The following is a 14,286-nucleotide window of genomic DNA, read 5'->3' on the forward strand; positions in this document are numbered from 1 at the left end:
AACAGGTTGGTCTATATAAAAACTACCCACCCGCCGGGGTGGCAAATATATAGACATCTAAGAGATGAATTAATTCTGAGCCTGTTTTAGCGTTTTCTTAGCGCAACATTGAGAGTTGCTGGATTTCATTCATAAGTTCATTCATTTTCTACCTGCCTAGGAGAAGTTCTATATGTCGATTCGTCGTCGCATGACCGGCCTGACCGCCGGCCTCATCGTCGCCGGCACCGCATTCGCGGCACCGCTGGCTGGCGCAGCTACCCAGACCGAGTCCTACCCGGAGACCCCGGCCCTGAACCCGGATCTGCCAATCATCCACACCACCCACGGTTCCGACCACATGAAGGCGAACATCCTGAACCCTCGCCCGGTATGTAACCCGTGGGAGGACCACCGCACCGTGGTCTACAAGGTCTCCGACCGCTTCCTGCCGGCCGGCACCATCTCCACCACCAACCAGACCAAGAAGGACATCCCGCTGCAGCAGGATCTGTCCAAGTCTCAGTCCATCTCCCTTTCCGTCAACGGTGACCGCACCGAGACCACGTCCATGAACCTGGGCGGCAAGGGCTCCAAGAAGGGTGCAGAAGGTTCCTTCGGCATCTCCCACGAGATCGCCACCAAGATTGGCGCTAGCGCTTCCTACTCCCTGTCTTGGGATGCTGGCCAGTCCATCGGACCATACGATGTTCCGCCAAACCACACCGGTGAAGCTACCTACGGCTTCCGCGTGCTGAACATGACCGGCACCCAGCAGTACTGCAAGCCAAACGGCACCTGGTCCACCCCGACCGCATGGAACGCAATGCAGCCGGTAAAGAACGAGGTTCGCGTCAAGCTGTACGACAAGCTGTCTGACTCTTACGCTCCTAACAAGGACGCTCAGAACACCACCGACGTCAATGACCCGAAGGTTGTTGAAGAGGACAAGAACCTCGAGGCTGACGCAGAGGTAATCAAGGACTCCGAGGGCAACGCCAAGGAAGCAACCGAAAAGGTCTCTGAGGCGGAGGGCAAGAACGAAGAGGCTGCTGACAAGAAGAAGCAGGAAGAGGTTGATGCCAAGGAGGACAAGAAGGACTCCAAGCACAAGCTCGACCTCGAGCCTTACCTGACCGTTTCCGGCGCTAAGCACGCTGGTTTCGCAGGCACCGTTGCTCTGCGCGCTAAGAACGTTGGCTCCGAGCGCTACTACGGCGAGTTCCCAGCTACCCAGTTCCGCGTTGACGTGAAGACCGCTAAGGGCCCGAAGGGCGTTGACCGCCTCATCACCCCGCGTTCCTCCAACGGCGCTCACATCCGTGACCTGGGCTTCAACGAGAAGACCTCCACCCGCTCCTTCGAGGTAACCCTGGCTAACCCGATTAACGCTGGCGAAGAGGCCCGCATCGCTAACCTGGACTTCGGCGACGGCAAGACCAAGGAAGGCCGCCTCATCAACAACATCGAGGTAACCCAGACCTCCCGCATCAAGGGTGATGACTCCAAGCACAACGACCAGAACGTTGACTCCCGCGAGCACACCCTGAAGGACACCGGCAAGAAGGCTGAGGGCCTGTTCTAAGAACACCCCACTTCTGCCCTAGGGACATAGTTTCCTAGCCAGTCTCATCCAAAAGGCCGCTGCACCATCAAACGGTGCGGCGGCCTTCTTTTTACCCTCGCCCACCCATACGCGTCACAACTCCGCTTCAGATGTTCCCACCGAAGTCTTGGACGAGCACCCAGAGATTGAAGAGCTCTTCGCTCCCCTTTCGCAGTTGCTTACTGACGAAAAGATGCAGGAACTCAACGCCCGCGTCGACGTCGACGGCGAGGACTACACCACCGTGGCGCAGGATTTCTTGCAGGAAGAAAACCTGATCGCGGACTAGCTGCGGCAGGTTAACAAGATTCCCAAAGACCGCTGCACCACCCTTGGTGCGGCGGTCTTTTACATTTATTTAACTTAGATCACAAATTTGCTTTCGTTCTCCATAACCTTCAGATAGATTGTGTATGTTGTCTCGTTCACAAAAACTGGAGGATGAATTCTATGTCTCACACGACTGCGAATGCGCCTGCTTCACCAGCCAGCCCACCCACCACTGACGGCGCAGGTACTTCACCCAGCGGCCAAGTGACCACTAATAAGGCCGTCAATAGCCAATGGACCATCACGCTCTTCGGCACCGCCGTGGGCGCAGGCATCCTCTTCCTGCCGATTTCGGCCGGTAGCTTCGGTTTCATCCCGCTGCTGGTGGCCACCCTGCTCATCTTCCCGATGACCTACCTGGCCCACCGCGCGTTTTCTTGGATCATCAGCTACTCGCCGCTACACGGCGAAGATGTCCTCGCGGTACTCACCCACTTCTTCGGCCGCGGCAATGGCATCATCCTCGCCATCATCTACTGGTTCACCATCTTCCCGGTGGTGCTAATCTACGGCGTATCGATTACGAATACGGTCGATAGCTTCATCGTCAACCAGCTGGGCGGCCCGGAAATCTCCCGCTACATCCTGGCGCCACTGTGCGTGGGCCTCATGACACTCGCGCTCGCCTTTGGCAACGCCATCATGCTCAAGATTGCACAGTTCGTGGTCTACCCACTCATCGTGGCGCTCGCAGCAGTATCGCTCTACCTCATCCCGCAATGGGACTTGGGCTCCTTCCTGGAAGCTGGCGACCACAGCGCCGGCGGCGTCCTCAAGGCCATCATCCTCATCCTTCCAGTCTTGGTCTTCTCCTTCTCCTTCGTTGCCGCCATCTCCCAATTCTCCCTGGGTATGGAAAAAGAATACGGCGATGACCACCACGCCCAGTCCGATAAGATCATCCGCAATGCAGCCATCCTGCTGACCATTTTCACCATGTTCTTCGTCTGGTCCTGCGCCCTGGCCATGGGCGCGGACGGCATGCAGGAGGCTAATGACAAGAACCTGCCGGTACTCTCCTACTTCGCCAACGAAACCGGCACCCCGTTTATGGCCTACATGGCGCCCATTGTCGTGATCTGTGCGGTGGCGTCCTCCTACTTCGGCCACGCCCTTGGCACCATCGAGGGCACCCAGTACCTCTTCAACCTGGCCGCGCCAAAGGCCACGAAGAAGATGTCTACGCGCACGCTCGACCTGTGGACCTACCTCTTCATCTTTGTTTCAACCTCCCTGGTGGGCATTTTCAACCCCTCCATCCTGGATATGATTTCCGTCGTGGGCGGCGTCTTCTTCGCCTTCATGACCTACCTGCTGCCCATCTGGGTCATCTACCGCGTGGAGGCACTGGCGCGCTTCCGCAGCAACAAGACCAACTATTTCGTGGCAATCATGGGGCTTATCGTACTCTTCGCCACCATCTGGGGAATGTTCCAATAATCCCACAAAAACATGGTTCAACAAGGCCTTTTCCTCTCTGGCAGGGTGGGAGACATCAAGTCAGAACAGGAAAAGGACCCCGACCTAAAAATTAAGCTCGGACAGAACAACGAAATCAAAATTAAAAACAAATACGAGACGTTTTCCATCGCCAATGACATCGCCATCTCCGTGGTCTTCATCCTTGGCTCGGTGCTAACACTTGCCGGCATGTCAATGGTCGCCACCGTCTTCTACCTTCTCGGCAGCTTGGGCATGGCAGCCCGCCCGGCCATCCGCCTGAAGCGCCGCACGCACCTGCAGCGCATTGGGGCGGATGCCAATACCGCCGAAAGCTACGACTACTAGGAACAATGGGCAGACGCGGCTAACAGTAAACTTTCAGCAACTGGCAGCGACCTATCAGGCGCAATCCATTGCAGTAGCAGCCCCGTACCCCATACTTAAATCATGCGTTTGAGAGAGCGCATACGAGAGAGATAGAGAGAACCCCTCAGTTTCCAGAGGGCGGCTTTAAGCCGATACATGGAAACACCTTGTAGAGAGAGACGCCTGCGGCCCTCGGAACCATTTAGGTTCCGAGGGCCGCAGGCGTTTTACACGGTTCCACGGTGCTACTCATGCAACTTATTCTTCTTTGAGGCGAAGAGAACCGCGATGCCGGTCACCAGTGCTGCGGCCACCAAGTAGAAAGCGGGGGCGAGCTGCAGCCCAGTGACGTCAATAAGCCACGTGGCAATCATCGGTGCGGTACCACCGAATACGGCGTTGGCGGTATTAAACGTCAGCGCGAAGCCAGACAGCCGCACATGCGTGGGGAATTGCTCGGAAAGGAAGGAGGGCAGGACGCCGTCGTTAAGCGCCAGCACCCCACCCAGGCAGACCTGGATGATAATGACGAGGAAGAGCCCGGCGCCATCGAGAAGCATGAAGGCCGGAATGATGGTCGCGCCCATGAAGGCGGCCGCGCACAGCATCGTCGTGCGGCGACCAAGACGATCCGAAAGCATGCCGGTGAGCAAGGCAAAGCCCACATAGAATGCGGACGCCACCGAGGACGCAATAAACGCCGGCGTCGCGGCCATGCCCAGCTCCTCCGACAGGTAAGTGGGCAGGTAGGTCAAAATGACGTAGAAGCCAATGGCATTGAGCACCGCACCCGCAAAGGCAATGGCCAGGGCTTTGGGGTACTTCAGAACCTCGCGCAGCGGGGACTCCTCTGGCTCGTCCTGGTCCTCAAAGTGGGAGGACTCTTCCGTGTTGCGGCGAATCCACAGGCCGTATAGACCCAAAGGCAGCGCAATCAGGAATGGCACGCGCCAGCCCCAGGAATCCAGGGCGGCATCATCAAGCACACCCGTCAGCAATGCCGCAATGAGCGAGCCCAAGAGCAAGCCCGAGGCCGTCGCGGACGGCACCACCGCCGAATAGATGCCACGCTTGCCGGCCGGGGCAATCTCAGCCAGGTGCGTGGCCGCGCCCGCATACTCACCGGCTGCGGAAAAGCCCTGCACCATGCGGCACAGCAATAGCAAGATGGAGGCGGCAAAGCCGATGGTGGCATAGCCCGGCAGGAAACCAATGCACGCTGTTGCCACCGACATCATCACAATAGACACCGTCAGTGTATGGATGCGCCCGTATTTATCACCAAAGTGGCCCCACACGATGCCACCCACCGGCCGCACCAGGAACGACAGCGCGAAGAGCGCAAACGTCATAATCAGCGCGCGGCGTCCTTCCATCTCTGGAAAGAACACCCGGGAGATAATCGCGGACATGTAAATATAGGCCGCATAGTCGAACCACTCGATGAAGGTGCCAATAAACGCCGCCTTAATGGCCGAGCGATGTTGGTGCCTGGTTTCCCCCGTATCCTCGACCTGCGCCGCCGCGGCGTCACTGGCTGGGGGTTGGGCTGTGAGAGGAGACATGCTCCTCACCTCGATTCTGTAGCTCTACAAGCAGGTGAAACGGCGCAGCCTGACTGCGCACATATCTTCCACCCTACAGAAACACACTATGTTCTACGTCACTTGCGCGCTTCAATGTTGCACACCTCTACCACTGCCCCGCTTTCCGACGCCCTCCCCACCCAATTCCCAGCCACTAACAGCAACCCAACAGCCGGACCCCATGGCCGCTACAGCCCAGTGCCCCATACTGAGATTGTGCGTTTGAGAGAGCGCATATGAGAGAGATAGAGAGAACCCCTGCAGTTTCCACAGGGCGGCAGCTGCCGATACATGGAAACGACATGAGAGACGCCTGTGGCCCCCAGCTCCGAAAGGAACCGGGGGCCACAGGCGTTTCCCTAGCTAGAGTCTAGGCATCATGTGGAAGAAGGCCGTTGCGGAAGCTTTTTATCAAAATCAATGAGGCGCCCCAAGGCCCAATCCTTATCAGTAAGCAAGCGAGAAAACACCAAACCGGCACCAATAGATCCAACTACCATCATTCCAGTTGCCACATTGGCCAACGCTTGATCCATCTGACCATCGTTCAAATAAAACACCGCCCGGAACATTGTCACCCCTGGGATCATAATCACCGCGGCCGGAACGGTGGTTGTAATACGAGGAAGACGCGCCCTTTTAGAAGCTACTGCCCCCAGCAACCCGATGATTAATCCACCCACAAAGGCTGCAAAGAAAATGGTTGTTCCCGCGTGAATTAGAATCAAACGAAGCTCATTTGCCACGGTTCCAACGCACGCCGCTACTAAGACCATGCGGCGAGAAGAGTTAAAAAGAAAAGCAAACCCAGCAATGCCCAGAAAACTTGCCAGCGGCGCCAACAGAAACCATTGCATATCCTGTGCAGGTGCAGGCGGGTCGGGGCTAAGTTTAGTCAGCCAGCTAACCATAGAGACCGTGAAAGCGGCCGTAAATATAACGGTAAAAGCATACCCCAGCCTGACAATACCCGCATCAAGATCAAATCGCGCTATGTCAATCAAAGCAGAGAAAAGTGGAAACCCGGGAATCAGGAATAAAACGGCCGCCACAAAACCCGAGGACAGTTCACTCGGTTCCACCGAGCCTATAGCCCCGAAAAATTCCGTCAACAAGAAGAAAACTATGCTTGCCGTCGCACCACCAGCAATCACTCCTCCAATTTGATGAACGTGACGGTGGAGAACTGTATAACGAACAAACTGGCCGGCAAACGCCGCCAAAGCAACCAACCCCACTGCTTCCAGCGGGAAAAAATTAAGATACGCAAACGCCGCACATGCGATCGCGGCAGCGAAAGAAAGAGTTAGACCGCCCCAGCGCTTTTTGACATTATGCTCAATAGTATCCAGCATCGCCGCTAATTCCTGAGCGGTGATCCCTGCGTAGAGGCGATTGTGGGTTAAATCTTCCAAAGCTTCAATCCGAGAGGCATCAACTGCAGGCGAATGTTGCCGAGCAATGACCGTCCGGAAGTATTCGCCGCGGTGAAACGTACAGGTAATCTGCGTCAGACCCACTGTGGCATCTAGATGGTCAAACCCCAATGCTCGCGCACTCCGTTTCATCCCTCTAAGTACGCGATAACCAGAGGTGCCGGCACCCATTAGGAGCATTCCCACCCGCAATACAACGTCCGCCTCGACGCCCATTTGCCGATGCATCTCTGGATCAAATTGTTGTGCCATATCTCCTCCTCTGACATTGCTCTTGGCGCACAATTAAAGACTTATCGACCCCAACCCGATAGCGCGCTTGTAGCATTCCTAGAATCTTACGCAAAAGAAGCCTCTTGTGAATCATGTTCAGCAATCCAAAAGCCTCCACCTTTATACCCGTAAGCTGATTGAGCCATTTTTACCCTCCGCCAAATGATTGCCACAATATTCACAGACAAATACCAGACCTATGGCAGCCTAGCGCGTTATCTTTAATTTACGTGTTCGAGAGAACGCAAGAGAGATAGAGAGAACCAGTTCCAGCGCCCTGTGGCCCCAAGCGAGGCCCGGGCGTTGGAGCTGTTTTAGGGGTCTGCAGGTTGGGGCGTGGAGGAAGGAGAAGACGTCGGAAAGCGGTGCATGCCTCAGATTCGCGGTTATTGATCCTGCGGACTACTCCCCCGCCACCTCATACAGCGCGCATGCCAAAAGGAATGGCCGCACGCACCATGGGACCGTGCGGCCGAATGCTGCGTATCGGTTAGCTGTTTCCTAGGTAGCTCATCGCAGCAGCGATAAGGGCTTCGGTGCCGGTGAGCAGGGTGGGCTGGAGTAGCGGGGCGAAGTGAGGGCTGTGGCTGGGGATATCCTTTTCTTCTTCGCGGCCGGAAAATACCCAGAAGCAGTAGGGAACGCCGAAGGCGCGGGCAATGGTGGAAAAATCCTCCGAGGCGGTGAGGGGCTCGGCATCAAGGACGCGGTCGGTGCCGAAGTAGGACACAAAGGCTTCCTTAAGGCGTTCCGTGGTGTCCTCATCGTTGCTGGTAAGCGGGTAGGAATCGTGATAAGTGAACTCGGCCGGCTGCGGACTGCCGGCAGCCTGACACTCGGCATTGACAATGCGCTCGATGGCGCCGGTGATTTTATCGCGTACCTGCTCGCTATAAGCGCGCACATTGATTTTCAGGTTGGCCTCGAAGGGGATGATATTGGCCTTCGAGCCGGCGTTGATGGCTCCCACGGTCAGCACGCCGAATTCGGATGGGTTGAGTTCGCGGGAGATGACCGTCTGTAAACGCATGACGATGGCGCTGGCCAGTACCACGGGGTCAACGCTGAGGTGCGGCATGGAGCCATGCGAGCCTTGGCCATAAACCTTGACGTCCATGCTGACTGCGGTGGACATGAAAGGACCGGAGGCCAGCGCCACGGTGCCGGCGGGAAAGTTGCTGGCAAAGACGTGTTGCCCAAGTACTACGTCGGGCGTGGCGACCTTGTCCACAAGTCCGTCATCCACCATGGACTGGGCACCGGCGGCAATCTCCTCGCCCGGCTGGAAAATGAGCTGTAGGGTGCCGGACCACTGGTCAGTGGCCTGCCCCATGAGCGCGCCCATGCCCAGCAGGCTGGCCACGTGGGAATCGTGGCCGCAGGCGTGCATGACGGGGACCGTGTTTCCTTCCTGGTCAACGGCGCTATCGGTAGAGGCGTAATCCAGGCCGGTGTCCTCCTTAACCGGTAGGCCATCGAAATCCGCGCGCAGCATGACGGTAGGCCCGGCACCGTTTTCCAAGACTCCGACCACGCCGCCGCCTACTTCAATGTGGTGGAAGCCGAGATCGGCAAGTTTGTCCTTGATAACGCCCAGCGTGCGCTCCTCCTGCATGGATAGCTCCGGGTGCTGGTGCAGATCCTTATACAGCGGCTCCTGCCAATCCTTGACGGAGTCATAGTTGCTGCAAACGGTACGGACAGACATTGCTTCCTCCTAGTGGGGTCGCGGTGGATTGTGGGGGCCAGTGTAGTGGGGTGGGAGGAAGGTGGGCGTCGGCAAGCGGGGCATCTTTGTAATGCCGGACATAGTTTGGCGGTGGAGCGACCAGCGCCATAGTGTGTTGCGCTGCGGCTTTATAGAATCTTTGATGACGCGTCCACCTTTAACTCATCGGCTTCTTATTATTCATCAGAAGTTTGTTTTCTGTGTAGCTGGGTGTCACCTAACCGCCCTAGATTGACCGAGTGACTTTTCAGGAAGACTCTCCCGGTGCCGGTGGCGCCGGCACTACAACCGCATCTCCCGCACGCGCGGAAAGCCCCGGTGATTCCGCGGCGCTTGTCCGCAAGGCCAAGCGCAACCGCCATAAAGAATGGTTGCTGGCCGCGGCGCTCTTAGCGCCGAACCTTATCTTGCTGGCCGTCTTTACCTACCGGCCGCTGCTGGACAATATCCGCCTTTCCTTTTTCAATTGGAATATCTCCAGCCCCAACTCCACCTTCGTGGGCTTGGATAACTATGTGGAGTGGTTTAGCCGCGATGACACGAAGACCATCGTGCTCAACACCCTGGTCTTTACCTTCTTTGCGGTGATTGGCTCCATGGTTATCGGCCTAGCGCTGGCCTTGCTGCTGAACCAAAACATTAAGGGCCGCAACTTTGCGCGCTCGGTGGTCTTTGCCCCCTATGCCATCTCCGGCGCGGCCATTGGCATTGCCTTCCAATTCGTCTTCGACCCCAACTTTGGCCTCATCCAGGAAATCCTGGGCTGGTTCGGTGTGGACTCCCCCAACTTCTACGCCGTACCGGGCTGGGCCATGTTCATGGTGACCTTTACCTTTGTGTGGAAAAACCTGGGTTATACCTTCGTCATCTACTTGGCGGCGCTGCAGGGCCTGGACAAGGAATTGGATGAAGCTGCCGCTATCGACGGCACCGGCCGCTGGCGCAAATTCTGGCGCGTGACCATGCCGCAGCTGCGCAATACCACCTTCTTCCTGTCCATTACGGTGCTGCTTAATTCCGTGCAGGTCTTCGACATCATCAACGTCATGACCCGCGGCGGCCCGCAGGGCAATGGCACGCAGACGCTGGTCTTTCAGATCTACAACGAGACCTTCGTCAACTTCCGCGCCGGCTACGGTGCGACTGCCGCCACCATCTTGTTCCTCATCCTGCTCATCATCACCCTGATCCAGGTCCGCATCATGGATAAGCGAGGTTAACCCAACATGGCTACTTCTACCCTTCACATGGTCACGGATGAATCTCCCACCGCCCGCCGCGCTAAGCTCATCGGCGGCTACCTGGGCATCCTAGCGGTCCTGCTGCTCATTGGCCTGCCGCTGTTTTGGATCCTGATGACCTCGTTTAAGGCCAAGGGCGATATTTATACCGACCCGGTCAATTGGCTTCCGCCGGTGTGGGAGACCGAGAACTACTCCGATGCCACCACCCGTGTGCCGTTCTGGACCTACCTGCGCAACTCGGTGTTCATTACCGCGGTGCTGTCCATCATCAAGATTGTGCTGGGTGTCATCTCCGCCTATGCGCTGGCTATCCTGCGCTTCCCGGGTCGCCACCTGGTATTCCTGCTGGTCATTTCCTCGCTCATGGTGCCGAGTGAAATCACCGTCATTTCCAACTACGCCCTGGTCAATTCCTTGGGCTGGCGCAATACCTTCGTGGGCATTATCGTGCCGCTGGCCGGTGTGGCCTTCGGTACCTTCTTGATGCGCAACCACTTTTTGTCCCTGCCCTATGAGCTGGTGGAAGCCGCCCGCATGGACGGTGCTGGTCCCATCCGCCTGCTGACCAAGGTGCTCCTGCCGGTCTCGTGGCCCACGCTGACCGCATTTTCCGTCATCACCATGGTCAATGAATGGAATACCTACCTGTGGCCCTTCCTCATGGCGGATACAGAGGACGTCGCCCCGCTGCAGGTGGGCCTGACCATGCTGCAAAACAACGATGGCGTGACCAACTGGGGCCCGGTCATGGCCGCCACCATCCTCACCATCATCCCGATGGTCATCATCTTCCTAGCCTTGCAAAAGTACATGATTCAAGGCCTCACCACTGGCGCCGTGAAGGGTTAGAAGGCTTCTTCCCCACCCACGCTCGCCGTTTCCGCTTGCTTTATTTTCCACCCCTTAACCACGCTTTTTAAGGAGAACTACATGCTACGCCGCAAATTCCTCGCCCTGGCCTCCACGGCCGCTTCTGCCACCGCTCTCGCCGCTTGTGCCGGCACCTCGTCCACCAACCCTCAGGGCGGCAACGACAAGGGCGGCGACGGTGAAGTCACCGAACTGACCTGGTGGTCCAACCACCCGGGCACCTCCAAGGACATTGAGAAGGAGATCATCTCCCGCTTTGAAAAGGAAAACCCGGACATCAAGGTCAACCTCGTTGACGCCGGCAAGAACTACGAAGAAGCGGCACAGAAGTTCAACGCCGCACTCACCGGCCAGGACCTGCCGGACATCGTGGTGCTGTCTGACGTCTGGTGGTACAACTTTGCCATCAACGGCCAGATCGCCAATGTGGACGACCTTGCCAAGGAAGCAGACATCGACCTGTCCACCTACGTGCAGCCGCTCTACGAGGACTACAACTACGACGGCGGCCACTTTGCCCTCCCCTTCGCCCGCTCCACGCCGCTGTTCTTCTACAACAAGGACGCGTGGAAGAAGGCCGGCCTACCAGACCGTGGCCCCAAGTCCTGGGATGAGATGGATGAGTGGTCTAAGAAGCTGGCCGAGGCCGATTCCAAAATGAAGCCTTTTGGCTGGGGCGATGCCGTGGACTACCTGGGCTGGATCTTCCAGGGCCCGCTGTGGTCCAAGGGTGGCGCCTACTCCGATGAGTGGGACCTGAAGTTCACCGATGACAAGACCATCAAGGCCGTCGAGTGGCTCAAGGACATCACGGATGAGAAGAACGGTTACTCCTACGTGGGCAATGACATGGCCATGGAGTTCGGCACCGGCCGCGCCGCCGCCACCGTCCTGTCCACCGGCGACCTGGCGGGTCTGACCGATACCGCCAAGTTCGAGCTCGGCACCGCCTTCTTGCCTAACCCGACTGGCGACGGCGCCTGCCCCACCGGTGGTGCCGGCCTGGCCATCCCGGCTGGTATCAGCAAGAACCGCCAGCTGGCCGCTATCAAACTCATTGACTTCATCACCAATGAGGAAAACACCTGCTACTGGTCCCAGAACGTGGGCTACATGCCGGTGCGCTCCACCGCGGTGGACAACGAGGACCAGAAGAAGTTCATGAAGGACAACCCGAACTTCGAAACCGCTATCAAGCAGCTGCCGGAGACCCGCCCGCAGGATAATGCCCGCGTCTTCCTGCCCGGCGCGGACCAGGAAATCGGCGGTGCCTTTGAAAAGATCGTCACCAACCGCGATGACGTGACCAAGGTGCTGACCGATCTGCAGAAGACCCTGCAGTCCATTTATGACAACCAGGTCAAGACCGTCATCAATAAGTAGGCTCTCGCAGCCACTCCCCTTCCCCCACTAGTTTCTGAAAGGTAACCATGGCTACTGTCACCTTCGATGGCGCAAGCCGCATCTACTCCAAGGACGCGGAACGCCCCGCCGTTGACCGCCTCAACCTGGATATTGCCGATGGCGAATTCTTGGTCCTCGTTGGCCCATCCGGCTGCGGCAAGTCCACCAGCCTGCGCATGCTGGCAGGTCTTGAGCCCACCGACCGCGGCTCCATCCGCATCGGCGGCAAGGATGTCACCGGGGTCAGCCCATCGGACCGCGACGTGGCCATGGTCTTTCAGAACTATGCCCTCTACCCCAATATGTCCGTGGCGCAGAATATGTCCTTCGCGCTAGAAAACCGCAAGGTCCCCAAGGACGAGATTCAATCACGCGTGCACGAGGCGGCGAAGATCCTGCAGATGGAAGACCTGTTGGACCGCAAGCCGGCCAACCTCTCCGGCGGCCAGCGCCAGCGCGTGGCCATGGGCCGCGCCATCGTCCGAGAACCGGCCGTATTCTGCATGGACGAGCCGCTGTCCAACCTGGATGCCAAGTTGCGCGTTTCCACCCGCGCGCAGATCTCTAACCTGCAGCGCCGCCTTGGTACCACCACCGTATATGTCACCCACGACCAGACCGAGGCGATGACCATGGGTGACCGCGTCGCCGTTCTCAATGCCGGAGTCTTGCAGCAGGTGGATACCACCCGCACCATTTATGACCGCCCGCAGAACGTCTTCGTCGCCGGTTTCATTGGCTCCCCGGCGATGAATATCTATGACCTCACCCATAACTCCTCTGAGCTCACCATCGGCTCTACCCGCATCAATCTGGCCAACTACAACTTTGAGGGCGTGGAGACCGTTACCGTGGGCATCCGCCCGGAAGACTGGCAGCTAAGCGATACCGGCAACGGCGGGGCAAAGTTCACCGTCGCGCACGTCGAGGAGCTGGGCAACCAGACCTATGTCTATGGCGAGCTTAACGACGCCGCCGGCAACAGCTCCACCGACGGCGTCCTCAAATCCTCGACCCGGATGGGCGGCCAGACCGGCATCCTGGTTGATGCCCGCGGCCGCTATGCGGTGGGCGATACTTTCTACGTTTCCCCCGACCCAGACCGCGTGCATTTGTTTAGCACCACCACTGGGCAGCGATTGAACTAGAAGGCGGTAAAGAGGCAGTAAGTTCCTCAGTTTCTTATTTTTCCCTTTGCAGACAATAAGAAACTGATATATGCTCGCACGCATAAGAGACCCGCATAATACCGTTTACCACGGATATTGCTGGGAAACATGCACTCTGCGAACCTTAAAATCAACCGAAAGGTAACTCACTGCCTATGCCTTCTTTCAAGAAGCTTTCTGCCGCCACCCTGGCCGCTTCCGCCATCCTTGGCACCGTCGCCGCACCGGCCGCTAGCGCTAAGAGCGACCCAGTTCGCTCCCTCATCTCCCCGAGCACCTGCAAGACCATCACCAAGCTGGCTAACGATGGCAAGCCGGTCCCGGATCCCTCCATCCTCCACGATGAGGACTCCGTAAAGCCCTACTTCCAGGACGGCGTACTGGAGTACAAGGTGGTCGGCGACTTCCCGTACCGCAAGCAGCTGGATGCCGCGGTAGCCGAGTGGAACAAGGCTCTCAAGGGCAAGGCTTCCCTGAAGGAAGTAAAGCCTTCCGAGGCTGACGATGACACCGTCGCCATCATCTACAAGCCGGACCCAAATGGCTACGTCCAGGGCGCCGCCTACCCGGATCACAAGATGGTCTTCATCAAGATTCCTAATGCCCAGTACCCAGAGGCAGTCCAGGGCACCATCGCCCACGAGCTGGGCCACATGATGGGCGCAGGTCACTCTTGCGCCGGCGCGCTCATGGCCGGCGCTAACCAGAACCCCATCTCCTACCACGTGACCCCGCTGGATGCGGCGGCTATCATCCAGGGCCAGTTCGACTAAACTGCCTGCCCCTCCCCTAGGCCCAGTACGGTGCCTAGGGGATTTTTCTGTCTTCACCCGGCTACGTGTTGGGTAGGT

Annotated in this window: 12 protein-coding genes; 9 read left to right on the plus strand and 3 right to left on the minus strand. The window is 57.8% G+C overall.

Features of this window, described 5'->3' with window-relative positions; translation table 11 throughout:
- The first annotated feature begins 172 nt into the window (after positions 1–172).
- The 4 genes from CORTU0001_RS00780 to CORTU0001_RS00790 all read left to right on the plus strand — a co-directional run bounded on the left by CORTU0001_RS00780 (position 173) and on the right by CORTU0001_RS00790 (position 3,703).
- Entirely contained in the window at positions 173–1,564 is a 1,392-nt protein-coding gene (locus CORTU0001_RS00780) for a hypothetical protein (protein ID WP_005326625.1), read from the plus strand.
- Between the two features lie 148 nt (positions 1,565–1,712).
- Positions 1,713–1,874, plus strand: coding sequence for a glycine betaine ABC transporter substrate-binding protein (locus CORTU0001_RS11590; RefSeq protein WP_005326628.1), 162 nt, complete (start codon positions 1,713–1,715; stop codon positions 1,872–1,874).
- A gap of 161 nt (positions 1,875–2,035) precedes the next feature.
- Positions 2,036–3,355, plus strand: a complete 1,320-nt coding sequence (locus CORTU0001_RS00785; protein ID WP_034667827.1) for an amino acid permease — start codon at positions 2,036–2,038, stop codon at positions 3,353–3,355.
- Between the two features lie 12 nt (positions 3,356–3,367).
- Positions 3,368–3,703, plus strand: coding sequence for a YrhK family protein (locus CORTU0001_RS00790; protein WP_005326631.1), 336 nt, complete (start codon positions 3,368–3,370; stop codon positions 3,701–3,703).
- Positions 3,704–3,969: 266 nt separating this feature from the next.
- On the opposite strand, the gene CORTU0001_RS00795 is transcribed toward CORTU0001_RS00790, so the two are convergent.
- The 3 genes from CORTU0001_RS00795 to CORTU0001_RS00805 form a co-directional block, all read right to left on the minus strand.
- The gene (locus tag CORTU0001_RS00795; protein WP_005326634.1) at positions 3,970–5,289 is read right to left on the minus strand and encodes an MFS transporter; all 1,320 of its coding nucleotides are present in this window, start codon (positions 5,287–5,289) and stop codon (positions 3,970–3,972) included.
- A 398-nt stretch (positions 5,290–5,687) separates the two neighbouring features.
- Complete coding sequence (locus CORTU0001_RS00800) at positions 5,688–6,998, minus strand: threonine/serine exporter family protein (RefSeq protein WP_005326636.1); 1,311 nt, start codon at positions 6,996–6,998, stop codon at positions 5,688–5,690.
- A gap of 511 nt (positions 6,999–7,509) precedes the next feature.
- Positions 7,510–8,727, minus strand: coding sequence for an amidohydrolase (locus CORTU0001_RS00805; RefSeq protein ID WP_005326638.1), 1,218 nt, complete (start codon positions 8,725–8,727; stop codon positions 7,510–7,512).
- Between the two features lie 260 nt (positions 8,728–8,987).
- Here CORTU0001_RS00805 and CORTU0001_RS00810 point away from each other — a divergent pair, with 260 nt between their 5' ends.
- From CORTU0001_RS00810 to CORTU0001_RS00830, 5 genes are all read left to right on the plus strand, one after another.
- The gene (locus CORTU0001_RS00810) at positions 8,988–9,968 is read left to right on the plus strand and encodes a carbohydrate ABC transporter permease (RefSeq protein ID WP_005326639.1); all 981 of its coding nucleotides are present in this window, start codon (positions 8,988–8,990) and stop codon (positions 9,966–9,968) included.
- Positions 9,969–9,995: 27 nt separating this feature from the next.
- Positions 9,996–10,841: a carbohydrate ABC transporter permease gene (locus CORTU0001_RS00815; protein WP_050776571.1), complete on the plus strand. Its 846-nt coding sequence runs from the start codon at positions 9,996–9,998 to the stop codon at positions 10,839–10,841.
- Between the two features lie 81 nt (positions 10,842–10,922).
- A complete protein-coding gene (locus tag CORTU0001_RS00820) occupies positions 10,923–12,245 on the plus strand; it encodes an ABC transporter substrate-binding protein (protein WP_005326641.1) in 1,323 nt (440 codons plus the stop codon).
- A gap of 47 nt (positions 12,246–12,292) precedes the next feature.
- The gene (locus CORTU0001_RS00825) at positions 12,293–13,414 is read left to right on the plus strand and encodes an ABC transporter ATP-binding protein (RefSeq protein WP_005326643.1); all 1,122 of its coding nucleotides are present in this window, start codon (positions 12,293–12,295) and stop codon (positions 13,412–13,414) included.
- Positions 13,415–13,590: 176 nt separating this feature from the next.
- Entirely contained in the window at positions 13,591–14,208 is a 618-nt protein-coding gene (locus CORTU0001_RS00830) for a zinc metalloprotease (protein WP_034667830.1), read from the plus strand.
- The last annotated feature ends 78 nt before the right edge of the window (positions 14,209–14,286 follow it).

Source organism: Corynebacterium tuberculostearicum SK141 (genome assembly GCF_000175635.1).
GTDB lineage: Bacteria > Actinomycetota > Actinomycetes > Mycobacteriales > Mycobacteriaceae > Corynebacterium > Corynebacterium tuberculostearicum_C.

Bases quoted from the DNA above. Each gene is read 5' to 3' on its own strand.
- CORTU0001_RS00795 (WP_005326634.1), bottom strand. From the start codon at position 5,289: ATGTCTCCTCTCACAGCCCAACCCCCAGCCAGTGACGCCGCGGCGGCG.
- CORTU0001_RS00820 (WP_005326641.1), top strand. From the start codon at position 10,923: ATGCTACGCCGCAAATTCCTCGCCCTGGCCTCCACGGCCGCTTCTGCC.
- CORTU0001_RS00805 (WP_005326638.1), bottom strand. From the start codon at position 8,727: ATGTCTGTCCGTACCGTTTGCAGCAACTATGACTCCGTCAAGGATTGG.
- CORTU0001_RS00825 (WP_005326643.1), top strand. From the start codon at position 12,293: ATGGCTACTGTCACCTTCGATGGCGCAAGCCGCATCTACTCCAAGGAC.
- CORTU0001_RS00790 (WP_005326631.1), top strand. From the start codon at position 3,368: ATGGTTCAACAAGGCCTTTTCCTCTCTGGCAGGGTGGGAGACATCAAG.
- CORTU0001_RS00830 (WP_034667830.1), top strand. From the start codon at position 13,591: ATGCCTTCTTTCAAGAAGCTTTCTGCCGCCACCCTGGCCGCTTCCGCC.
- CORTU0001_RS00780 (WP_005326625.1), top strand. From the start codon at position 173: ATGTCGATTCGTCGTCGCATGACCGGCCTGACCGCCGGCCTCATCGTC.
- CORTU0001_RS00815 (WP_050776571.1), top strand. From the start codon at position 9,996: ATGGTCACGGATGAATCTCCCACCGCCCGCCGCGCTAAGCTCATCGGC.
- CORTU0001_RS00800 (WP_005326636.1), bottom strand. From the start codon at position 6,998: ATGGCACAACAATTTGATCCAGAGATGCATCGGCAAATGGGCGTCGAG.
- CORTU0001_RS00785 (WP_034667827.1), top strand. From the start codon at position 2,036: ATGTCTCACACGACTGCGAATGCGCCTGCTTCACCAGCCAGCCCACCC.